Raw genomic sequence first — 19617 nt, 5'->3', positions numbered from 1 at the left:
ATCTCTTTTAATCTTTCTCATCGGAGAATAAAGCTGTGCTCAAATACTTCTCCCCTCCGTCCGGGAAGACGGTAACTATTACGGCGGATTCCCCTTTCTTCGCAAGCTCCCGGGCAAGGATTATGCAGGCCCAGAGTGCGGCACCGGAAGATTGGCCGACGAAAACCGCCTCCTTCCTCGCGAGCTCTTTAGCCCAGAAGTAGGCATCTTCCGTCTCAACGAATATTGTTCTGTCAAGAAAGGTCTCGTCAAATATACCCGGCTTTATGGAGCTCTCTATGTGCTTTAATCCTTCAATGCCGTGGAAGGGGTAAGCGGGCTGAACACCTATTACTTGAATGTCCGGGTTGTATATCTTTAGCCTCCTTCCCGTTCCCATTATGGTCCCGCCCGTTCCTATTCCGGCAACAAAGTGGGTAACCCTTCCCTTCGTCTGGTTCCATATCTCTATACCCGTTGAGTAGAAATGGGCTTTCCAGTTTGCGGGGTTGTTATACTGGTCAAGGTAGACGTATTTATCGGGATACTTCTCAACAAGCTCCCTCACAAAGAGAATGGCCCCGTCGGTTCCCTCGAGGGGGTCCGTGAGGTAGAGCTTTGCCCCGAAGGCCTTTATTATCTTCTTCCTCTCCTCGCTGACGTTTGCGGGCATGGCAAGCTCAACGGGAATGCCGAGTGCCGCTCCAACCATCGCGAGGGCTATGCCCGTGTTTCCCGAGGTTGCGTCTATTACCGTTTTTCCCTCCTTTATCACTCCCCTCTTTAAGGCGTCCAGAAACATACTGAGGGCGGGCCTGTCCTTTACCGAACCACCCGGGTTAAAGCTCTCAAGCTTTGCCCATATCTCTATGTTTTCGGGAATGTCCTCGGGGAGAACTTTCCTTATTCTGATAAGGGGAGTGTTTCCCACGAGCTTTAGTATTGTGTCCCTGGCCTTTCTGTAAGGCTCGTCGTGTTCACCTAATACCCACATTTAAAGAAGATTTTAACGGAGTGTTTACTCAACAATGTAAACCTCGGGTAGATTCCTTCCGTATTCCCCCCAGTCCAGCCCGTAGCCCACGAGGAACTTATCAGGAACCTCAAACCCGACAAAATCCGCGTCAAAATCCACCTTCCTCCTTTCCTTCTTGTCAAGGAATACGCACGTAAGGAGCTTTTTGGGATTCTTGAGCTTTAAAAACTCGTAAATCTCCTTCATCGTGAGACCCGTGTCCAGTATATCGTCAACGAGTAAAACCTCCTTTCCCTCTATGTCCATATCTATATCCTTAAGAATCTTTATAACCCCGCTACTTTCCATAGATTGGCCGTAACTTGATACCTGCATAAAATCAACGAAGACAAACCTGTCAAAGGAGCGAACGAGGTCCGAGAGGAATATAAAGGCCCCCTTCAGGAGACCCACGACTATAATCGGCTCTTCCCACTCAAAAGAAGCCTCTATCTCCTTTGCAAGCTCCCTGACCCTTCTTTTTATATCCTCTTCCTTTATCAGAAGCTTTAGTTTTCTTCCCCTTATCGTTTTCATATCAGGCTCCGTATTTCTTGAGCCTCAAGGCGTTCGCAAGAAGAAGCTGGGTAATCTTCACCGCGGGAAGTATGCCGAGCTCCCCTTTAAGGCACTCCCTTTCGGTAAACCTCTCCGATGTTCCCCCCAAAACGTAGGGGGAGTGTATGAGAAGGGGAACGGGATGCCAGGAATGTCCCTTAAGAACCGATGGGGTTGAGTGGTCTCCCGTTATGGCAAGAACGTCGGGCTTCAGCTCAAGAAACTCGGGAAGGTGCTTATCAAACTCCTCAATAACACTTATCTTTCCCTCGTAATTTCCGTCTTCCCCGTAGCTGTCCGTCTTCTTTATGTGAACGAAGAAGTAATCATACTCGTTCCATACCTTTTTTAAAGCCTCTATCTCGTCCTTTATCGTGTTTCCCTCAAACTCTATAAGGTCCATGCCTACGAGGCTCGCAAGCCCCTTATACATAGGGTATACCGCTATGCAACAAGCTTTTAGCCCGAACCTCTCCTCCATCGTGGGTATGTGAGGCTTCTGGGCAAAACCCCTCAGGAGTATGTAATTGGCTTTTGGCTCGTCCTTTATAACTTCCGTCGCCTTTTGTATGAACTTTCTAACAATTTGGGCAACCCTTTCCGCATTCGGATTTTCACCCCTCGGTTCTAAGGGCTCCTTTCCGACCTGCTGGGGGTCCGTATCGTTTATGGCGTCGCTTCCGGGCGGTAGTTTTTCGGGAAATCTGAAGACAACCGCAAACCTGTGTTCCATACCCGGCCTTATGATAACCTTAACTCCGTCAATCTCCTTTATGGCTTCCTGTATCTTTGCGGTTATCCTTCTGTTTTCCTCTGTCGGTATCCTCCCGGCCCTTCTGTCAACGACAATAACCTTATTCCCTTCCCTCTTAACGGTTGCGTAGTTTCCCCTTACTGCTATATCCGTGTCCTGAACCTCTATTCCGAGACCGAGGGCCTCAAGTATCCCCCTTCCTATCTTATACTTCTGGGGGTCGTATCCGAATATACCGAGATGCCCGGGCCCGCTTCCGGGTGTTATTCCGTAATCTACGGGTATGTGAAGACCCGTTGCGGACCTTTTTACGAGCTCGTCAAGGTTTGGAGTTTTCGCAAGCTCAAGCTCCGTTTTTCCCTCTTTTACGGGGAGACCTCCGAGTCCGTCGAGAACTATGAGGAGTATCTTTGAGCTGTTTCTATTTATTAACTCCTTTAACTCCATAAGGTTTATTGTATTAAAAATAAAAGCTCGTTCACCTTATCCCTAACTCTCGGATTCATCTTCAGTATGTAAAGGAGCTCAATAAGCTTTTCTTTCGGAGTGTTGCCTATTGAAAGGAAAACCTGTTCCAGAACCTCGTTGAGATAATAAAGGGGAAGATACCTCACCTCCTCTTCCGAGAGCTCCCTGAGTAATCTCTCGTAATTTTCCATCTTATAGATAAATTTTAAAGGGTGGAACTGAGAAGGGTAGAGGGCATTCTCTTAGAACAGGCAATCCTTAGCGGAAAGCCCCAAGAGACAACAAAAACCTCAAGAAGGATTGAGATAAAACTCCTCGGAAGAGTTCCCGAAGTCCTTAAAAACCTCCTACTATCTTCAAGGACGCTAAAGGCAAAGGTTTTGAGGAACGATAGGGGAAAGATTTTACTCCTCCTTGAAAACGGATACGAGATAGAGGCTGAAAATAACCTGAGAATCCCTGTAAAGGAGGGGGAAACCCTTACACTAATTCTTGAGAAATTAAATCCGTTGACTTTAAGGGTTTTGCGTTCCTCTTTTAAGAAAGACGTTTCTCTGAAGCTAATCGGAGGCCTTCTTTATAAACTTAATGGTTATCACCCGGAAGAAATTTTAAAGTTTAGTTCTTTTAAAAACTCGGGATTGTTTTACGAAAGCAAGCTCGTGAAAGCACTCATAAGCGGTGAGTTTGAAGAAGTAAAAAAGGACCTGAAGTTTAAAGCACTAAAAGAAGAGAGGAAAGACTTAATAAAGTTCATAGAGCTGCTACAGAGATACATAGTTGAGAATAAGTATGAAAAACTCTTAATACCCGTAAAGTGGAAGGAAAGAAGAGCCTTTTTACTTTTTAGAGTATCCGAAGGTTATAAAATATCAATACATCTTCCTCTTGAGAATGGATTTCTGAACGTATTCCTTTCCGCCCCAAAATCCCTATCTTTTTTCTCTATGAAAATTGAATCAAATAATGAAGAAATAATAAAAGAAATTAGAAATTCCCTAAAGGAAATAAATGAAATCCTCGGAAAACCTATAAAAAGCCTTGAATTTAAGCTTACAGAAGAAAATAACTTTATAAAAGAACTTTCAGACGGAATTAACATAGAGGTAAAGGTATGAAGAAGAAAAAAGCTGTTGCCCTTAAATATAAACCGGAAGAGGATAAAGCTCCCGTCGTTGTTGCAAAGGGAAGGGGAGAAGTTGCGGAGAAGATTATAGAAATTGCAAGGGAAAAGGGAATACCCATCGTTGAAGATAAGAACCTCGTTGAGGCCCTAATAAATATAGAGCTTTACGAGGAGATACCCCCCGAGCTTTACGAGGCGGTTGCAAAACTCCTCGCTTACCTGATAAAAAAGGCGGAGGCTTAATTATAAAGTGTTTTAATGCAATTATTAAAAATTTCTTAAGATGAAAAACTGAGGATAAGCATAATCTTATATTAAGAATATTTTAAAGGAGGTTGGAGTTATGGCTACAATTACGCCCGACAAGGTTCTGGACACTTCAGGACTTAACTGTCCCCTTCCGGTTCTTAAGACGAAGAAAGCCCTTGAAGAGCTTCAACCCGGTCAGATTCTTGAAGTTATATCAACCGACCCCGGTTCTAAGGCGGATATCCCCGCATTCTGCCAGAGAACTGGACACGAGCTCGTTGAAATGGTAGAAGAAGGAGGAAAATACATATACTACATCAGGAAGAAGGGATAATAGGGGAGGATAAAGATGCCCACGGAAAGACTTGCAATAATAGCAACAAAGGGAACCCTTGATATGGCATATCCTCCCCTCATTCTCGCCTCCGTTGCTGCTTCTCTCGGCGTTGAAACTGCGATATTCTTTACCTTTTACGGTCTCAACATAATCCACAGGGAAAAGGTGAAACAGCTTAAGGTAGCCCCTCTCGGAAATCCCGCGATGCCCATGGTTTTCCCCGACTCCGTAAAGCAGACACCCGTCGTCGGACAGCTTGCGGGCCTTATGGAAAGCATATTCCCTGGACCTCCCCAGATAATGGGGATAATACCCGGAATGACGGACTTTATGACCTCAATGATGAAGAAGAGAATTAAGGAAAAGGGCGTGGCGAGCATAGAGGAGCTCCTTGAGCTTTGTAAAGAAGCTGAAGTTAAACTGATACCCTGTCAGATGACGATGGACCTCTTCGGCTACAAGAGGGAGGACCTAATAGACGGGCTTGAGCCTCCCGCGGGAGCGACGGAGTTCTTTAACTACGTTCTCGCGGCGGATAAACCTATGATAATCTTCGTTTAATAAAACCGGAGGTGAGGTATGGCGGGTCAAGAGTTTGAAAAACTCCTTTTCTACATCGTTACTGTTCCCTTCTTCGTAAGGGCTGAGCCCACAACGGGTGAGCTAATCAATCCCCAAGCGGGGGCACCCTTCTTCCTCGCAACTGCGGCAACAACCATGGACTACGAGGTTGAGATGGTAATAACATCTGAGGCGGGATACCTCCTTATGAGGGACAACGCAAAGAAGGTAAAGGTGAGACCCGGCGTTGAGCAAACCGTTTACGACTTCATCAAGATGGCAAAGGATGCAGGGGTAAAGATTTACCTCTGTACCCCCTCCCTTGACCTCACGGACATATACAAGGAAGAAGACGTGAACAAGGAGATATGCGACGGAATCCTCGGCGGTGCAGCATTCCTTGATAAGCTTATGAGCGGTGAGTATGCTGTCATCACGCTCTGAGCTTTTCTTTCTTTTTCTTCATCCTATAAGGATATTTTTATATTTCCATAAAAAAATTTTTTTGTTTTTCTATGAAGTGTTGTTTAATTTAAAAATGAGGAAAAAACCATAGGAGGGTTTTAGGATGGCTGAACAAACTCAAGTTCGTAAATATGGATATAACATTCCCATCTCTGAAAAGACGCTCCAAGTCCCCTGGGAGGAAAAGGTTAGGATAATAGAAGAGGTAAAGTCTGACTTCAGGTTCAAGGAATACCTCTTCGGATGCCTAAACTGCGGAGTATGCACAGCATCCTGCCCATCAAATAGATTCTTTGACTACTCCCCCAGAGAAATCGTCCAGAGATTTCTTGAGAATGACATAGATGTTCTCTACGACATGATGCACGAATACATATGGGCGTGCTCCCAGTGCTTCACATGCTGGATAAGGTGTCCCTTCGTTAACAACCCCGGTGGACTCGTCATCATAATGAGAGAAGTGGCGGTAAGAAACGCCTTTGAGGCAACTAAGGACCTCCTCAAACCTTACGGAAGAGTTCTCCTCAAGGTTATGACGACGGGTAACCAGCTTTCCGCGGACATGCTCCAGCCGGACTTCTTCCCCGACTGGGGACCCAAGATGCTTGACAACATGGAAAACCTCAGGGCAAAGAGAATGGCTATTCCCTTTGACGTCGGTAAGTCTGTTAAGACCGCTTGGGAAGTATCACTCCAAACCGCAATAGAGATGTACCAAATCTGGAGGGATACGGGAATATTTGAGATGCTTGAAAGACTTGACCCCAACCTCTACAACGTAATAATGGACATCGTTGAGGAAAACGAAGAGAGATGGGAAGAGCTTATGGAAGAGATGGAGGAGGCTGAGGCTTAAGCTAATGAAGGGGGTTGGTGCCCCGCTCTTGAAAAAAACTTTTAAAGGAGGTGTTAGTTATGGCTCACAAATCTAAGAGCCCCTATCTTATGTATCCTGAAAAGGAACCTTTTCCCATATTAAATAAGCACTCTCATTACGACCACCTTTTTGAGGAGATGTACGAGCTTGAAGAGAAGGGAGAGATTCTCGTCTTCAGGATAACCGAGGAATACAGACCCAAATACGTTTACACGAGAACGGGAAGAATAAAGGTTATACCCACCAACAAGCTCTGGCACCACAAGTCCTGCGGACAGTGCGGTAACATACCCGGATACCCCGCATCCATATTCTGGTTCATGAACAAGTTCGGACTTGATTACCTCAACGAACCTCATCAAACCTCCTGCACAGCTTGGAACTACCACGGTTCCGGAACCTCAAACCCCGTAGCACTCGCAGCGGTATGGCTCAGAAATATGCACCAGGCTTGGAAGACGGGTTACTATCCCCTTATACACTGCGGAACATCCTTCGGTTCTTACAAGGAAACGAGGGAACAGCTCATATTCAATAAAGAGCTCAGAGAAGCGGTAAAGCCCATACTCAAGAAGCTCGGAAGACTTACCGAAGACGGAAGAATCGTAATACCCCAAGAAATAGTTCACTACTCCGAATGGGTTCACGCAATGAGGGATGAGATAGCTGAACTCTATGAGAAGGAAGGAAAGCCCAAAGGAATAGATGTATCCAACGTAAGGGTTGCTATACACAACGCTTGCCACACCTGGAAGATGATAGCGGACGACTACCCCTACGACCCCGAGGTTTACAACGGACAAAGACCCGCAGCATCCACCGCCGTTATAAAGAAGCTCGGTGCTCAAGTTGTTGACTACTCAACCTGGTACGACTGTTGCGGATTCGGATTCAGGCACATCCTCACGGAAAGAGAGTTCACAAGGTCCTTCGCTATACAGAGAAAGCTCAAGGTTATAGCTGAAGAGATAAAGGCGGACGTTATCATAACCCACGACACGGGATGCACAACGACCTTTGAAAAGAACCAGTGGATTGGAAAGGCTCACGGAATGTATTACCCCGTAGCTGTTATGTCCGACGTAATGTTCTCCGCACTCGCATGTGGAGCACACCCCTTCAAGGTAGTTCAGCTCTACTGGAACTGCTCCAACTACGAGCCTCTCCTTGAAAAGATGGGAATAACCAACTGGAGAGAGCTCAAGAAGGAGTGGGAGGACACGGTCAAGTACATCTCCGAACTTGAAAAGCAAGGTAAGTATGACGAGCTCCTTGAGTTCTTCAAGGAGTACGACCTCTACGAACCCTACAGCAAGACCTCCGACGGATTCAAGCTCAGGAAATCCGCAACCGCGGACCTACCCCTCTTCAAGTCATAACGGATTTCCCGGGGGCTTTTCGCCCCCTATCCATAAATACCTTTTAAAGGAGGGTGATAATGGCAAAGTCTGTGCTCGTAATTGGTGGTGGTCCCGCAGGGTTGGCAGCTGCAAGAACGCTCGGAAAGCTGGGAGTTCACACAATCCTCGTTGAGAAAGAAAGTAAGCTCGGTGGAAGACCCATCCTTGAGGAGTATCACACATTAATTCCCAGGAAGATGAAACCCCAGCAGGTTCTGGGACCTTTCATTGAAGAAGTTCAAAACAATCCCAACGTTGAAGTGAAACTCAACACCGAAATTGAAGCCTGCGAAGGTGAAGCACCCAACTTTAAGGTAACACTCTCAAACGGTGAAACGGTAGAAGTAGGTGCAATCGTTGTTGCAACGGGATTCAGACACTTTGACGCCAAGAGAAAGGGTGAGCTCGGATACGGTATTTACCCCGACGTAATTACGAACCTTGAACTTGAACAGATGTTCTCAAGGGAAGGAAGACTTTACAGACCCTCAAACGGAGAACTCCCCAAGAGGGTGGCATTCGTATTCTGCGTAGGTTCCAGAGACAGACAGCTCGGTGTTACAAACGTCCACTGCTGCAGATACGGATGTGCACTTTCCGGACTCCAGGGTTCCGAAATAAGGGAGAAGTACCCTGAGGTTGAGGTCTTCTGTTACTACATGGACGTAAGAACTTACGGGACTTGGGAATACCCCTTCTACTGGGCACCTCAGGAAAAATACGGCGTCAGATACGTAAGGGGTAGGATAGCGGAAATAACCTACTCTCCCAAGGATGGAAGACTCAGGGTTAAGCACGAGGACACAATAGTTCAAAGGCCTGCGGAAATACCCATGGACCTCGTAGTTCTCGTTCTCGGAATGGAGCCTTCTGAGGGAACTCTCAAGGTTGCAAAGATACTCGGACTGGCACAGGACCCCGACAGCAGATTCCTCATTCCCGCGGAAGACAGCGGTTCAAACATAATCTCCAACAGACCTGGCATATTCATAGCGGGAGCTTGTAAGGGACCCATAGACATTGAGTCCTCCCTCGCGGAAGGTGAGGCCGCAGGTGCAGAAGCTGCAACATTCTTAGGAGCTAAGGTGAGCGCATGAGTGAGCAAAAATCTCAAGGCGGCTTTAAGGCCGCCTCTCTTGATGAAGCACTTATAAGGGATTACCTGATAAAGATACTAAGCGAAGGAGAGGAGTTTTTACAGGAGTTTTATCAGGATGTAAAGGCAAAGAGCGAACTCTTCCAGAAAAAACTATCAAAGGAAAACATAAAGAAGCTTACGCAGGAGGACCTTGAGGAAATCCTTGAACACATATTCCCGGCAAGGAGAAAAAAGAAACGCATCATAGAGGAAACGGGTGTTGAGAACCTGAAGGAAGCCATACGGAAGCTCCTTTACGGGGAAGAAGGGGGTTTTCTGGGCTTCGGTAAGAAGGAAGACACGAGAACCTGGGAAGAGAAGGTTGAGGAGTTCGCAAGAAGCATAAGGGGTGTTGACAGAAGGGCCGCGAGGGACATAGCCGCGGAGCTTCTCCACTTCACATTCCCCGACAAGTATATACTCTGGACCTCGTGGGTATGGGACCCCGAGACGGAAACGGGAGCGATAGTCTTCCTGAAGGAGGAATCTCCAACGGGCGGAAAGGGAAGGAAGATGTACGGGGAAACCTATGAGCAGTTTGAACAGGTTTACAAGCAGATAGCGGAAAAACTCCACGAGTTCGGCGTTAAGGTGAAGGATTACCTATTCGTTGATATATTCCTCGCGATGATTTACGCAACCTACGTTGATTACATGACCCTATCTACTATGCACAGCGCCAAGGGATTTTTCCCTCCCGCCGGTGTTATGGCGAGGAGGCTTTTGGGAGTTCATGCTCCCATACATTACAAGGATGTTGAATCATCTTAGGAGGTGTGAGAGATGGCTATTCACGAGCGGTCTCTTGTTGAGCCAGAGAGAATTTTAAGAAAGGACAGGTTAGTTATAGACGGTGTTGACGTATCTGGGGACTGGAACCTTATAATCCTCCCCAGAGTTATAGAGGACTACGACCTTTCCCTTCTTGACGAAATACTCCAACAACCCGAAGGAAAGACCATACTCCAGTGCTACCAGTGCTCCTACTGCACCGCATCATGTCCCGTTCACAACTACTGGGACGAGAGATACAACCCCAGACACTTCATATACCTCGCAAGACTCGGAATGGTTGATGAGCTCCAGAAGAGAGCTGACGTAATGTGGAGATGCGTTTCCTGCCACAAGTGCACCCACAGATGCCCCAAGGGAGTTCTCGTTGAGGAAGTTCTAAAGGCTATACTTAAGGTTCTCGCAAAGAGGGGACTCATAGAGGAATACCCCTCCAAGAAGTTTGACAAGTTCTTCCTTGAACAGGTTGTAGAATACGGAAGGATTGAGGACGGAGAGCTCCTCTTCGGATGGATAGAAAAGCAAGGTTATAAGGTGTTCAAGGACCCCATACTCAAGAAGCCCGTTCCCCTATTTGGTGAGATACCCGAATGGCTCAAGACCCTCGCTATAAAACCAATAAAGAACCTCAATATAGATTTCCTACTCCTGAACGCTAAGCACATGCTCATACACCCCAGAACGAAGAACTGGAGCAGGATGAAGCAGGTTCTCAAGAAGGTTCTCCAAGAGGAGGGTGTTGAGCTTCACTAATTGTATTTAAGGAGGTGAAGGAAGATGGCAGTTCCGGCACAATTTAGAAAGCCGCCTTTAGGTGGTATCGGAAAAAAGGTTGCTTATTACCCTGGATGTTCTTTGGAAGGTGCCGCAAGGGCTTACGACGTGTCCACGAGGATAGTCGCTAAGGAGCTTGGACTTGAGCTTGACTACCTTGAGGATTACAACTGTTGCGGTGCTATGGAAACTAAGAATGTCAGCTTCTGGGGAACAATGCTCCTCAACGCGAGAAACATGTCCCTCGCAAGACAGCAAGGGCACAGCGTAATCGTAGCACCCTGTAACGGATGTTCCTTCTCCCTCCAGAGGGCGGAATACTTCCTTGAAACCGACAATAAAACCCTTGAGAGAATAAATCAGCTTCTCCAGGAAGCGGGAGAAAAGCCCCTTGATACAATACCTCACACTTACCACATACTTGAGTGGTTCTACCATGAAGCGGGTCCCGAAAAGGTAAAGGAAAAGACGAAGAAGCCCCTAAGGGGTCTTAAGGTTGCGAACTACTACGGATGCCTATACACGAGACCCCACTTCTACGCAAGAACTTACTCCCACCTTGCGCCCGAAGATGAGGAACAAGTAAGACCGAGGAAGAGGGAAACCGCGGACGACGACGAACACCCCTACTACATGGAAGCACTCCTTGAAGCTGCAGGAGCTACGAGCGTTGAGTTTGAACCCATGCACACCCAGTGCTGTGGTGGACCTCACTCCCTTTCCGACGAGGAGGTTTCCGAAAAGTTTGTTATGATGATTCTCCAGACAGCAAAGAGAAACGGAGCGGACATAATAGCAACCGAATGCCCCCTGTGTCACGCATCCCTTGAGATGTACAGACACAGGCTTATGCTCAAAGGTGTTCCCGACGTTGACGTCCCCGCTGCATACTTCACACAGCTTCTCGGACTTGCGTTCGGATACAGCGTAAACGACGTCAAGCTAAAGGATAACCTCTCTGACCCCATTCCCGTTCTTAAGAAGCTCGGACTCGCTTAATTCCTTGGCCCGCCTCTGGCGGGCTCTTAATAAAAAAAACTAATAGAGACATAAATTAGGGGTAAGGATAATGTTGGAGAAAGAGTTGAAAATAGTAATACTGATGACGAGCGGACCCAAGACTCCTTGGAGGTGTGCTACACCTTTTTATATAGCTACCCTTATGGCCGCTCAAGAGGCGGACGTTGAGATTTTCTTTAACATGGATGGAACAAATCTCATAAAAAAGGGAGTTGCGGAAAAGATATGTCCCTCCCTTGAGGGAAACTGTTTCTCCGCAAACGGACAAAAACCGAAAACCGTTTACGATTTTATGAAAGATGCGAAGCTTGCGGGTGTAAAATTTTATTCTTGTAAACAGGCGGTAGATTCAATGGGGTTGACGGAGGAGGATTTAATACCGGAGCTTGACGGAATAGTTCCCGCGAGTGAGTTTGCACTGAGGGCTATGCTCGCGGATAAGCTTATAACCTTTTAGGTTTTAATAAACTTTAAGGGAGGTGTGATATGGCGGAAGTTAACGGATGTCCTCTCCCCGAGGATAGACTCTATTACATCAACCCCAACAAGAACGCGTTCATATGGGTCAAGGAAGAGGGAGACGGCGCGTTTAGCATAGGGCTTACCTCCGTTGCAGCCGCTATGGCTGGAAGGCTTGTTGCTTACACGCCCAAGAAGGTGGGCAAAGCCGTAAAGAAGGACAAGAGCGTTGCCACCATTGAAAGCGGAAAGTGGGTGGGACCCGTTCCTTCACCCTTTGACGCGGAAATCGTTGAGGTGAACGACGCACTCAAGGCAAACCCTGCACTCGTCAACGACGACCCCTATGGACAAGGGTGGATAGCAAAAATCAAGCCCGCGGACCCCGAAGCCGCAAAGGCGGAGCTTGTTGACGCAAACAAGGCTGCAGAACTTCTCCAGCCTATAGTTCAAGAGAAGGGGGTTAAGTGCGGTTAATCTTCCCCCTTCTTTAAAACCTTTTTGGGAGTTTGGTATGAATCTTCAGGGAGCGGTTGAAGAGCTTGATATAGAGCTTAATCCTTCTCTCGTTGAGAAGCTTTACGAGGGATACGAAATCAGAAAGAAGAAATTCGGGGACAGGATATTCTTTTATGCACCCGGCTTTAAGCACTACGAGGTAGATGACTTTTCCGTAAACTCCCCCCCGAAGTTCGTTGATATATCCGTTACGGGAAGGCAGTGCGAGCTTATGTGCGACCACTGTGCCTCAAAGATTCTGTGGCATATGATACCGGCAACCACACCCGAAGAGCTCATAAGGGTTGGTCATGAACTCAAGGAGAAGGGAATTGAGGGAGTTCTCATCTCGGGAGGTTCCGATAAGAACGGATATGTCCCCCTCTGGGATTTCTTTGATGCGATGAAGTATCTCAAGGAAGAACTCGGTTTCCTTCTTACCTGCCACGTTGGGCTCGTTGACGAGGAATACGTTCAGGGCTTAAAAGAGGCAAAGGTTGACGCTGTTCTCCTTGACATAATAGGGGATAACGAGACTATAGCTCAAGTCTATAAGCTTCCTCACAGAACCACCGAAGACTATGACCGCTCCCTGAAGCTTCTCAAGGAAGCCGGACTAAGAATAGTTCCCCACGTAATAATAGGGCTTCACTACGGGAAGATAAAGGGAGAGTATTACGCGATTGATATGATAGCGAAGTATGAGCCTGATGCCCTCGTTCTGGTTGTGGTTATGCCCTACTACGGAAAGGCAAAGTTCCAGCTACTTCCTCCCCCCAAAACAGAGGAAACAGCCGAAGTAATACTTTACGCGAGGAAGCAGGTTCAAAACTCTCCAGTAGTTATAGGATGTGCCAGGCCGGCAGGTTCGGAAAGGGTTAAGCTTGACGCTTACGCGGTTCTTGCGGGTGTAAACGGGATAGCTTTCCCCGCGGAAGGGATAGTAACTTACTCAAAGGCCCTCGGTCTAAAACCCGTTGTGTCTCCAAATTGCTGTTCAACGGTTTACTCAATGGTGTTCCAAACCATGGAAACCTCCTAAAAATCTCTTATCATTATCGTGATGAAACTCGGCATCCTCGGCTCAACAGGTTCGGTAGGCACCCAAACTTTGGAAGTTTATGAAAAGTTTAAAGATGAGATAGAACTCATCGGTATTCTCGCAAACAGGGCTTCCGAAAAGCTCTTCTCCCAGGCGATAAAGTATAAACCCAAGTTCGTAGTTTCTTACGAAGAACCCACAAAGGAGTGGCTTGAGTCATTACCCAAAGAGTGTAAATACCTGAAGGGTGATGAGGGACTGAAGGCCATTATTGAAGAATCGGAGAGATTAATGAATGCCGTTTCGGGGATTTACGGTATAAAGCCTGCTTACGAAGTTCTCAAATCGGGAAAGGTTTTACTCGCATCAAATAAGGAATCAATAATATGCCTCGGCGAACTCATAAGGGAGCACAGGGATAAAGTGATTCCCGTTGATAGTGAGCATAACGCGTTATTCCAGCTCCTGAACGCCATTGAGAGAAAAGAGTTAAAATACGTATACCTCACCGCCTCCGGGGGTCCTTTTAAGGATAAAAGCCTTGAAGAGCTCAAAAACGTAAGCGTTGAGGAAGCACTCAAACACCCAAGGTGGAATATGGGGGCAAAGATAACGGTTGACTCCGCAACACTGATGAACAAGGGCTTTGAGATGCTTGAAGCCTCATACCTCTTTGACCTACCCCTTGAGCTCATAAAGGTCGTGATACACCCCCAGAGCGTAGTTCACGGAATCGTTGAGCTCATAGACAACAGCTTTCTCATGCACACTTCCCAGACAGATATGAAGATTCCTATACTTTACGCCCTTTTTTATCCGGAGAGAAAGGATTATCCCTTTAAGAAGGTTTCCCTTCTTGAACTCTCACCTATAACCTTTGAGAAGGTTGATACGAACAAGTTTAAAGCCCTTGACCTCGCAAAGTGGGCGGGGTTTATGGGGGGAGTTTACATACCTGTCCTCGTCGGAGCGGATGAAGAAGCGGTAAAGCTCTTCCTTGAGGAAAAGATATCCTTCCTTGATATCGCGGACCTCATAGAGGAGGCCTTGAGCGAAGTGAACATAAAGGACCCTGAAAACGTTGAAGAAATACTTGAAGCGGTTGAGTGGGGAAGACAGAAGGTCAGGGAAATTTACGAGAAAAAACTTGCAGGTAAAAGATAGAGAGAACGCCCCAGAAGGCGGAAGAAAGGAGTAAAAAGTTGTGGGCTATAAAGCCAGCCTTCAGAGCTTCCTTCATCTCAATTCCGTAAAGTTTTACAGGAAGACCGAAGGCAAACTCATAACTCCCGTATCCCATAAAGCCGTGAACGGGGAGAACCGAGGAAAGCTCACCTCCCAGAAAACCGAATGTGTAAGCCAAAAAGCCGAAGCTCCATATATTCTTAACAACAAGGTAGGTAGCGGTAGCCTTGAGAACAAAGGAGACCAAAGAGAGAAAGAAAAGCTTTATTGAAAGGGAAGGGCTAAACTCTTTCTGTAAAAATTCCCTTAAATTGCTAAATCTTTCAGGAACAAGGTAAACGATGAAGGGCAGAAGGTAATAAACGAAAGAGAATAAAAGGAAGAAAATAATGGTTAAGTAAAATCCCCAATTTATATACGAGAAGATGAGGAAAACCGTGGAGATAAGACCCATAAGGTCGTAAGCCCTACCTATTACAAAGCTCCAGAGGGAGAACATAAGCTCTATACCTAACTTCTTTGTGTAGTAAAACCAGCTGAGCTCACCGCTCCTCGCGGGAAGGAAGTTATTCCAGAAGAGATTTGCCGAGTTCAGAAAAAAGGAAACCTTAAAGGGTATGCGGAGGAGAAGGGACCACCTCAAACTCCTCGTAATCTGGCTCAGGGTGTATAACAAAAAACCGAGAAAAAAGTCCCCGGGGCTTACACTCTTTAAGCTATTGAATATTTCCCTTAAGGGAACGAAGTAAAAGAAAAAACCGAGAAAGGCAAAGGTTATTAAAAGGGAAATAAGCTTCTTCAATCTTTCTTGGGAACGTCGTGAATGACTATGGGTTTGCCTGCCCACTCGGAAAGTATGTTTATCGCAACCTGAACGCCGCTTCCCGCCGCAGCGGTGAACATTGAGCTTACGCCAGCAAGGAGTCCCGCAACGTAGAGGCCTTCCCTCACCTTATAATCCCCATCGTGTTTAATCATAACCCTTCCGGGCTTTGGAGATTTAGGATTGTCAACAACCTCAACGCCCTCACACTCTATCTCAAATTTGTGGAAACCGGAAGCGAGAACAACGTATTCCGCCTCGTAAACATTACCACTTTGAGTATGAACCTTAAAGCTTCCCTTTTCTCCCTCAACTTTTACAACGGTATCTTCAACAAAATCAACGTTTTCACTTAAAGCCTTAGCCTGTTCCCTTAGCTTCTCAAGGAGCTCAGTCCCGAGCGTTTCCACGGGAACACCGGGAGCATTTTTCAATAATGCCCTGTTCAAATCGGACTTTCCGTTATCTATAACGAGAAACTTCCTTCCTTCCGCCCATTCCCAACCTCTTCCCTGAGAAGAGGCAAGGGTTATCGCACAGGCAAGTCCCGAAGCTCCTCCTCCTACTATTACCACGTCATATCTCATAACAAAAATTATAAGCAATTACTAACCTCTTGAGAAACTTTTTCTAAAAATTTCCTTAGTTCCGAGGAAGGCGAGAACGGAAGTCCCCACTATACCCGAAAACAAAAGGGTATAAAGAATTACGACTTGAAATAGAATAGCCTTTAAAGGGCTTGCACCTGCGACCAGCATACCTACAGCAACACCCGGTATGTGAACAAGCCCGGCGGACTTTAACCAGTTTATCTTTGGAATTAATGCCATCTTTATGCTGTCCCTTATAACGTCCATAAGAGCTTGTCTTAGCGTAGCTCCAAGGGCAACCTTTGCTTCTATCTCTTCCCTCCTATTTCTTATTTCCGCCTTTATCCTGTCGTAAAATAGGGAAAGGCTGTTTAATGTATTCCCTATGATGAGTCCACCGAAGGGAATAATCTCGTGAGAAATGTTTTTTAAGACTCCGTTTATCAAAAGGAAGGATATAGGAAGTATATAACTCAAGGTAATTGATATATATACAATGGGAAAGAGTTTAAAACTCTTGCTTCTTTCTGTGAATATAGCGGAGGCTATAAAGGTCATAACTGAAAACACCAGAAGGAACTCAAGAAGATTGTCAAACCTTAGAATATACCTGAGTATGTAAGCCAGAAGAAGGAGCTGTATAAGGGTTCTTAAAGACGCTACAAATATTTCCTTCTCTATTCCGAGTTTTTCTGTATAGGAAATCACTATCGTAAAAAGAACGAGAAGGTAAGCGTTCAGGTAGAATAGGTTCTCCATAAGAAGTATGGATTATACTTCCTTCAGACTCTCATAAAGAGCTTCAAGGAACTTATCATTTTCCTCAGGTTTACCTACGCTCACCCTAAGACACCTGCTCAGCCCCGGCATGTAGGAAACATCTCTCACGAGAACATCCTTCTCCAATAACCTTTTATAGACTTCCCTTGCAGGCAAAGGGGTTCTGAAAAGCAAGAAGTTAGCCCTGCTCGGGAATACCTCTACCACATCTATTTCCTTCATGGAGCTATACATTCTTTCCCTTTCCCTTATTACTTCTTTAATCTTTTCCTCAAGGAAATCCCTTCCTTCCTTAAGGATAACTTTTGCTATCACCTGGGAAGGGTAGGTAATGTTAAAGGGAAGTCTAACCTTGTCTATTTCTCTTACGATTTCCTCTTTTCCCACGAGTATGCCTATCCTCAGACTTGCCATACCTATCTTTGAGAGGGTTCTTAAGATTACCGTATCATCTCGCTCAAGAGCTTCTCCTATAAAGCTCTCCCCGCTGTAGTTGTAATAGGCTTCGTCTATAACACAGAAAACTCCTTTCTCCCTTATCTTTTCTATCTTCTTCCTTGAGAAGAGATTACCCGTGGGGTTATTGGGATATGCAAAATACCCGAGAACCGGTTTTTCCTCATCAATCCTCTTTAAAGACTCCTCAAGGTTTATGTCAAAATTCTCCTCTAAAGGAACACTTATTACAGGTCTTCCAAGAACTTTTGCACTTATCTCATACATCGGAAATGTGGGGACGGGTATATATACCGGAAGGTAAACCTCACCTATTGCTATTGAAAGGTAGTAAATAAGCTCATCCGACCCGTTTCCGAGAACCATATTTTGGGGACTTACTCCGAGGAATTGGGATAAGACCTCTTTCAGCTCCTCCGCTGTAGGGTCTGGGTACTTATTTAAAGGTATTTTCTTTACCTCTTCACTTATCTTTTGTTTTATCTCTTCGGGAAAGTCGTAAGGAAACTCGTTAGAAGAGAGCCGAACGGAGGCCGGCGTGACCTCCGTTTTATAAGGACTGAGATTTTTTATCCTTTCCGAAATCATTCGGTCTGGGCTTGTTCTTCCATTTGCTCTTCAACCGCTTCTTCCTTCTCTTCCGTTTCCCTCTCAGGTTTAGCTATGTACATCTGGAGTTCTTCAACGGTAGATTCAGCGAACTTATCTTCTATAATCCCCCGTATCAATTTATTTAATTTCTTCTCATCTCCCTGGGCTATGCCAAGGAGAATGTAGTAAGTGCTCTTGGGAACGGAAAGACTAATCTTCTTGTACTTAGGTCCTGCCTTTTTTCTTCTTGCCATCTTACACCTCCTCTACTTGTTTTCCCTAAACTTGTTATTAAAATCAATAGCGTGCGTTAGAAGCTCCTTATAAATCTTAAAAGGTGTTAAAACAACGTTAAGTCTTTCGTTCTCTACAGGAACAAGACAGAAAGCTTCGTTAAGGATATCTATGAGAAGCTCCAGCTGAGTGTTTATGGTGTCTAAGAGCGCTAATCTTTCAAGTTCCCTTTCTATCTCTTCCGGGATAGCCGACAGAAAGGTTATATCAAAGTTAAAAACTTCATACTCATCGTAAATGTGGTCAAGCACCTCGTCCGTTTTCAAAAGGAATAGCTCCTCTATCTTTAAAAGGAAGTCTTCAACCGTTTTCTTTTCTTCTCCTTCTAAAACGGAATCGGCTATTACCTTTGTTTCTTCAATATCCGCTTTAATTTCTTCCCTTATTCCCGTAAGCAGGTCTATTGTGAACCTTAGTATTCTGTCATACACAAGCAGTTTTTTAAGAGTTTGGAGTTTTTGCGTTTTTCCCTTCATCGAGCTCCTCAATATAAATTATATTCAATTTTTTCAAAAAATTCCTAAAATTTTCATCAACTTCAAAACCTTGTTCTCGGAGGAGCTCTTTTAATTTTTGATGAATTTTCTCACCCTTAGGGTCAAGGTCTATAAGGAGTATTACTTTATTCCATTTTCCTTCAAGCATATCGGGAATATCCGCAAATCTTTTTCCCGAAAGAGTAAGAACATTCCTTATTGAAAACTTCCTAAGGGCTTTCTCGTCATTTTTCCCTTCAACGATTATTACCGCTTCCCTTGAGGCATCTTTAAGGGCTTTTAACCACTCGGTAAAATCCTTAAACGCTTCATTCATCGCTTCAGTTCGTCTTTCCTCTGGGATATGAGACCGCTTCTTTCCTTCTTTTCCCGTTCGGTTATAGCTCTGTGCTCAAACCTGAGGTAATCAAGATAGCTCTTCTCAAGAAGCATATAAGTTATCCCAAGGGAAAAGAGGAGTATTCCGAAGCCTACCAAATCCGTAAATGTAAATCTGTGCTCAAAAACGATGAGAATTATTTCCCGAACGACGAAAACAATACCCGCCTCAATTATCTGCCTTTTTCTTATCCTTCTGTACTCAAGAACGTCTATAAATACCTTAAAAAGCTCTATTAGAACGAAAAAGTTAAGAATATTCCTTACAAGAAGTTTGAAAGCTTTATCGTATTCCTGGGTTGTGGGAATGTGAAAAAAATATTCAACAAAGAGTCTCAAATCGTAAAAAATTATCCCTACGGCGATTAAAAGGGTTAACATTAAGATGGGAATCATAAAGATGGCTATGAAGTTTACAAACTTGTTGTAGAAGTCAACCGCTTTGCAGATGAATTCGGGACTTGAGAAGTAATCAAAGAACTTCATAAGATTTTATTTTAAGGGATTTAAG

The 19617-nt window shown here is 45.3% G+C and carries 27 protein-coding genes; 15 read left to right on the top strand and 12 right to left on the bottom strand.

All coding sequences use genetic code 11. The features are described from left to right. Nucleotides 1-7 precede the first annotated feature (7 nt). From cysM to ACYQZ0_RS03685, 4 genes are read right to left on the bottom strand one after another with little or no spacing between them, the layout of a single operon-like run. Nucleotides 8-973 carry a cysteine synthase B gene (cysM, locus tag ACYQZ0_RS03700; protein ID WP_459775252.1) on the bottom strand — a complete coding sequence of 322 codons (966 nt, stop codon included), beginning with the start codon at nucleotides 971-973 and terminating at the stop codon, nucleotides 8-10. A gap of 24 nt (nucleotides 974-997) precedes the next feature. Beyond that, nucleotides 998-1531: a hypoxanthine phosphoribosyltransferase gene (hpt, locus tag ACYQZ0_RS03695; RefSeq protein ID WP_459775251.1), complete on the bottom strand. Its 534-nt coding sequence runs from the start codon at nucleotides 1529-1531 to the stop codon at nucleotides 998-1000. 1 nt (nucleotide 1532) lies between these two features. Then, the gene (locus ACYQZ0_RS03690; RefSeq protein WP_459775250.1) at nucleotides 1533-2753 is read right to left on the bottom strand and encodes a 2,3-bisphosphoglycerate-independent phosphoglycerate mutase; all 1221 of its coding nucleotides are present in this window, start codon (nucleotides 2751-2753) and stop codon (nucleotides 1533-1535) included. A gap of 5 nt (nucleotides 2754-2758) precedes the next feature. Continuing rightward, a complete protein-coding gene (locus tag ACYQZ0_RS03685) occupies nucleotides 2759-2965 on the bottom strand; it encodes a hypothetical protein (RefSeq protein ID WP_459775249.1) in 207 nt (68 codons plus the stop codon). A gap of 21 nt (nucleotides 2966-2986) precedes the next feature. Here ACYQZ0_RS03685 and ACYQZ0_RS03680 point away from each other — a divergent pair, with 21 nt between their 5' ends. The 15 genes from ACYQZ0_RS03680 to dxr all read left to right on the top strand — a co-directional run bounded on the left by ACYQZ0_RS03680 (nucleotide 2987) and on the right by dxr (nucleotide 14676). Then, nucleotides 2987-3892: a hypothetical protein gene (locus tag ACYQZ0_RS03680; protein ID WP_459775248.1), complete on the top strand. Its 906-nt coding sequence runs from the start codon at nucleotides 2987-2989 to the stop codon at nucleotides 3890-3892. Beyond that, entirely contained in the window at nucleotides 3889-4143 is a 255-nt protein-coding gene (locus ACYQZ0_RS03675; RefSeq protein ID WP_459775247.1) for an EscU/YscU/HrcU family type III secretion system export apparatus switch protein, read from the top strand. Before ACYQZ0_RS03680 ends, ACYQZ0_RS03675 begins: the two co-directional genes overlap by 4 nt. Before the next feature lie 100 nt (nucleotides 4144-4243). After that, nucleotides 4244-4483 carry a sulfurtransferase TusA gene (tusA, locus tag ACYQZ0_RS03670; protein WP_459775246.1) on the top strand — a complete coding sequence of 80 codons (240 nt, stop codon included), beginning with the start codon at nucleotides 4244-4246 and terminating at the stop codon, nucleotides 4481-4483. Between the two features lie 15 nt (nucleotides 4484-4498). Then, a complete protein-coding gene (locus ACYQZ0_RS03665; RefSeq protein WP_459775245.1) occupies nucleotides 4499-5047 on the top strand; it encodes a DsrE/DsrF/DrsH-like family protein in 549 nt (182 codons plus the stop codon). An 18-nt stretch (nucleotides 5048-5065) separates the two neighbouring features. Then, nucleotides 5066-5491, top strand: coding sequence for a DsrE family protein (locus ACYQZ0_RS03660; protein WP_010880209.1), 426 nt, complete (start codon nucleotides 5066-5068; stop codon nucleotides 5489-5491). Nucleotides 5492-5615: 124 nt separating this feature from the next. Beyond that, nucleotides 5616-6368: a 4Fe-4S dicluster domain-containing protein gene (locus tag ACYQZ0_RS03655; RefSeq protein WP_459775244.1), complete on the top strand. Its 753-nt coding sequence runs from the start codon at nucleotides 5616-5618 to the stop codon at nucleotides 6366-6368. 59 nt (nucleotides 6369-6427) lie between these two features. Next, the gene (locus tag ACYQZ0_RS03650) at nucleotides 6428-7768 is read left to right on the top strand and encodes a heterodisulfide reductase-related iron-sulfur binding cluster (protein ID WP_459775243.1); all 1341 of its coding nucleotides are present in this window, start codon (nucleotides 6428-6430) and stop codon (nucleotides 7766-7768) included. Between the two features lie 59 nt (nucleotides 7769-7827). Beyond that, nucleotides 7828-8886 carry an FAD-dependent oxidoreductase gene (locus ACYQZ0_RS03645; RefSeq protein ID WP_459775242.1) on the top strand — a complete coding sequence of 353 codons (1059 nt, stop codon included), beginning with the start codon at nucleotides 7828-7830 and terminating at the stop codon, nucleotides 8884-8886. Next, on the top strand, nucleotides 8883-9698 hold the full coding sequence (locus ACYQZ0_RS03640; protein WP_459775241.1) for a hypothetical protein: 816 nt from the start codon (nucleotides 8883-8885) through the stop codon (nucleotides 9696-9698). The genes ACYQZ0_RS03645 and ACYQZ0_RS03640 overlap by 4 nt, the downstream gene beginning before the upstream one ends. Nucleotides 9699-9710: 12 nt before the next feature. Beyond that, on the top strand, nucleotides 9711-10472 hold the full coding sequence (locus ACYQZ0_RS03635; RefSeq protein WP_459775240.1) for a 4Fe-4S dicluster domain-containing protein: 762 nt from the start codon (nucleotides 9711-9713) through the stop codon (nucleotides 10470-10472). Nucleotides 10473-10496: 24 nt separating this feature from the next. Continuing rightward, nucleotides 10497-11492 (top strand): CoB--CoM heterodisulfide reductase iron-sulfur subunit B family protein, encoded by a 996-nt coding sequence (locus tag ACYQZ0_RS03630; protein WP_459775239.1) that lies wholly within the window; start codon nucleotides 10497-10499, stop codon nucleotides 11490-11492. Nucleotides 11493-11562: 70 nt separating this feature from the next. After that, on the top strand, nucleotides 11563-11970 hold the full coding sequence (locus ACYQZ0_RS03625) for a DsrE family protein (RefSeq protein WP_459775238.1): 408 nt from the start codon (nucleotides 11563-11565) through the stop codon (nucleotides 11968-11970). 29 nt (nucleotides 11971-11999) lie between these two features. Continuing rightward, nucleotides 12000-12449 (top strand): glycine cleavage system protein H, encoded by a 450-nt coding sequence (locus tag ACYQZ0_RS03620; RefSeq protein ID WP_459775237.1) that lies wholly within the window; start codon nucleotides 12000-12002, stop codon nucleotides 12447-12449. Nucleotides 12450-12486: 37 nt separating this feature from the next. Beyond that, a complete protein-coding gene (gene lipS1, locus ACYQZ0_RS03615; protein WP_459775236.1) occupies nucleotides 12487-13512 on the top strand; it encodes a LipS1 family lipoyl synthase in 1026 nt (341 codons plus the stop codon). A 21-nt stretch (nucleotides 13513-13533) separates the two neighbouring features. After that, a complete protein-coding gene (dxr, locus tag ACYQZ0_RS03610; RefSeq protein WP_459775235.1) occupies nucleotides 13534-14676 on the top strand; it encodes a 1-deoxy-D-xylulose-5-phosphate reductoisomerase in 1143 nt (380 codons plus the stop codon). Here dxr and ACYQZ0_RS03605 read toward each other — a convergent pair. Genes ACYQZ0_RS03605 through ACYQZ0_RS03570 form a run of 8 tightly spaced genes read right to left on the bottom strand, consistent with a single transcriptional unit; the run spans nucleotide 14636 to nucleotide 19592 of the window. Continuing rightward, nucleotides 14636-15499: a lysylphosphatidylglycerol synthase domain-containing protein gene (locus ACYQZ0_RS03605; RefSeq protein WP_459775234.1), complete on the bottom strand. Its 864-nt coding sequence runs from the start codon at nucleotides 15497-15499 to the stop codon at nucleotides 14636-14638. The two genes, dxr and ACYQZ0_RS03605, sit on opposite strands and share 41 nt — an antisense overlap. Next, nucleotides 15496-16107 carry an NAD(P)/FAD-dependent oxidoreductase gene (locus ACYQZ0_RS03600; RefSeq protein ID WP_459775233.1) on the bottom strand — a complete coding sequence of 204 codons (612 nt, stop codon included), beginning with the start codon at nucleotides 16105-16107 and terminating at the stop codon, nucleotides 15496-15498. Before ACYQZ0_RS03600 ends, ACYQZ0_RS03605 begins: the two co-directional genes overlap by 4 nt. Before the next feature lie 21 nt (nucleotides 16108-16128). Further along, nucleotides 16129-16869, bottom strand: a complete 741-nt coding sequence (locus ACYQZ0_RS03595) for an ABC transporter permease (RefSeq protein ID WP_459775232.1) — start codon at nucleotides 16867-16869, stop codon at nucleotides 16129-16131. A 12-nt stretch (nucleotides 16870-16881) separates the two neighbouring features. Then, complete coding sequence (hisC, locus tag ACYQZ0_RS03590; RefSeq protein ID WP_459775231.1) at nucleotides 16882-17934, bottom strand: histidinol-phosphate transaminase; 1053 nt, start codon at nucleotides 17932-17934, stop codon at nucleotides 16882-16884. Beyond that, nucleotides 17931-18191 carry a hypothetical protein gene (locus ACYQZ0_RS03585; RefSeq protein ID WP_459775230.1) on the bottom strand — a complete coding sequence of 87 codons (261 nt, stop codon included), beginning with the start codon at nucleotides 18189-18191 and terminating at the stop codon, nucleotides 17931-17933. The genes hisC and ACYQZ0_RS03585 overlap by 4 nt, the downstream gene beginning before the upstream one ends. 12 nt (nucleotides 18192-18203) lie before the next feature. Continuing rightward, entirely contained in the window at nucleotides 18204-18707 is a 504-nt protein-coding gene (locus ACYQZ0_RS03580; protein ID WP_459775229.1) for a hypothetical protein, read from the bottom strand. After that, nucleotides 18673-19044, bottom strand: a complete 372-nt coding sequence (locus ACYQZ0_RS03575) for a toprim domain-containing protein (RefSeq protein WP_459775228.1) — start codon at nucleotides 19042-19044, stop codon at nucleotides 18673-18675. The genes ACYQZ0_RS03580 and ACYQZ0_RS03575 overlap by 35 nt, the downstream gene beginning before the upstream one ends. Next, on the bottom strand, nucleotides 19041-19592 hold the full coding sequence (locus tag ACYQZ0_RS03570) for a phosphate-starvation-inducible PsiE family protein (RefSeq protein WP_459775227.1): 552 nt from the start codon (nucleotides 19590-19592) through the stop codon (nucleotides 19041-19043). Before ACYQZ0_RS03570 ends, ACYQZ0_RS03575 begins: the two co-directional genes overlap by 4 nt. Between the last annotated feature and the right edge of the window lie 25 nt (nucleotides 19593-19617).

It is taken from the genome of Aquifex pyrophilus (genome assembly GCF_054656935.1).
Note: the sequence above shows the minus strand (reverse complement) of the source record. Positions and strands in the feature narration are given on the sequence as shown.

Excerpts from the sequence above, each read along its gene's own strand:
- ACYQZ0_RS03580 (WP_459775229.1), bottom strand. The coding sequence starts at position 18,707 with ATGAAGGGAAAAACGCAAAAACTCCAAACTCTTAAAAAACTGCTTGTG.
- hisC (WP_459775231.1), bottom strand. The coding sequence starts at position 17,934 with ATGATTTCGGAAAGGATAAAAAATCTCAGTCCTTATAAAACGGAGGTC.
- ACYQZ0_RS03620 (WP_459775237.1), top strand. The coding sequence starts at position 12,000 with ATGGCGGAAGTTAACGGATGTCCTCTCCCCGAGGATAGACTCTATTAC.
- ACYQZ0_RS03640 (WP_459775241.1), top strand. The coding sequence starts at position 8,883 with ATGAGTGAGCAAAAATCTCAAGGCGGCTTTAAGGCCGCCTCTCTTGAT.
- ACYQZ0_RS03625 (WP_459775238.1), top strand. The coding sequence starts at position 11,563 with ATGTTGGAGAAAGAGTTGAAAATAGTAATACTGATGACGAGCGGACCC.
- ACYQZ0_RS03655 (WP_459775244.1), top strand. The coding sequence starts at position 5,616 with ATGGCTGAACAAACTCAAGTTCGTAAATATGGATATAACATTCCCATC.
- cysM (WP_459775252.1), bottom strand. The coding sequence starts at position 973 with ATGTGGGTATTAGGTGAACACGACGAGCCTTACAGAAAGGCCAGGGAC.
- ACYQZ0_RS03635 (WP_459775240.1), top strand. The coding sequence starts at position 9,711 with ATGGCTATTCACGAGCGGTCTCTTGTTGAGCCAGAGAGAATTTTAAGA.
- ACYQZ0_RS03575 (WP_459775228.1), bottom strand. The coding sequence starts at position 19,044 with ATGAATGAAGCGTTTAAGGATTTTACCGAGTGGTTAAAAGCCCTTAAA.
- ACYQZ0_RS03690 (WP_459775250.1), bottom strand. The coding sequence starts at position 2,753 with ATGGAGTTAAAGGAGTTAATAAATAGAAACAGCTCAAAGATACTCCTC.
- ACYQZ0_RS03665 (WP_459775245.1), top strand. The coding sequence starts at position 4,499 with ATGCCCACGGAAAGACTTGCAATAATAGCAACAAAGGGAACCCTTGAT.
- tusA (WP_459775246.1), top strand. The coding sequence starts at position 4,244 with ATGGCTACAATTACGCCCGACAAGGTTCTGGACACTTCAGGACTTAAC.
- ACYQZ0_RS03570 (WP_459775227.1), bottom strand. The coding sequence starts at position 19,592 with ATGAAGTTCTTTGATTACTTCTCAAGTCCCGAATTCATCTGCAAAGCG.
- ACYQZ0_RS03675 (WP_459775247.1), top strand. The coding sequence starts at position 3,889 with ATGAAGAAGAAAAAAGCTGTTGCCCTTAAATATAAACCGGAAGAGGAT.
- ACYQZ0_RS03600 (WP_459775233.1), bottom strand. The coding sequence starts at position 16,107 with ATGAGATATGACGTGGTAATAGTAGGAGGAGGAGCTTCGGGACTTGCC.
- lipS1 (WP_459775236.1), top strand. The coding sequence starts at position 12,487 with ATGAATCTTCAGGGAGCGGTTGAAGAGCTTGATATAGAGCTTAATCCT.
- ACYQZ0_RS03645 (WP_459775242.1), top strand. The coding sequence starts at position 7,828 with ATGGCAAAGTCTGTGCTCGTAATTGGTGGTGGTCCCGCAGGGTTGGCA.
- ACYQZ0_RS03585 (WP_459775230.1), bottom strand. The coding sequence starts at position 18,191 with ATGGCAAGAAGAAAAAAGGCAGGACCTAAGTACAAGAAGATTAGTCTT.
- dxr (WP_459775235.1), top strand. The coding sequence starts at position 13,534 with ATGAAACTCGGCATCCTCGGCTCAACAGGTTCGGTAGGCACCCAAACT.
- ACYQZ0_RS03650 (WP_459775243.1), top strand. The coding sequence starts at position 6,428 with ATGGCTCACAAATCTAAGAGCCCCTATCTTATGTATCCTGAAAAGGAA.
- hpt (WP_459775251.1), bottom strand. The coding sequence starts at position 1,531 with ATGAAAACGATAAGGGGAAGAAAACTAAAGCTTCTGATAAAGGAAGAG.
- ACYQZ0_RS03595 (WP_459775232.1), bottom strand. The coding sequence starts at position 16,869 with ATGGAGAACCTATTCTACCTGAACGCTTACCTTCTCGTTCTTTTTACG.
- ACYQZ0_RS03630 (WP_459775239.1), top strand. The coding sequence starts at position 10,497 with ATGGCAGTTCCGGCACAATTTAGAAAGCCGCCTTTAGGTGGTATCGGA.
- ACYQZ0_RS03660 (WP_010880209.1), top strand. The coding sequence starts at position 5,066 with ATGGCGGGTCAAGAGTTTGAAAAACTCCTTTTCTACATCGTTACTGTT.
- ACYQZ0_RS03685 (WP_459775249.1), bottom strand. The coding sequence starts at position 2,965 with ATGGAAAATTACGAGAGATTACTCAGGGAGCTCTCGGAAGAGGAGGTG.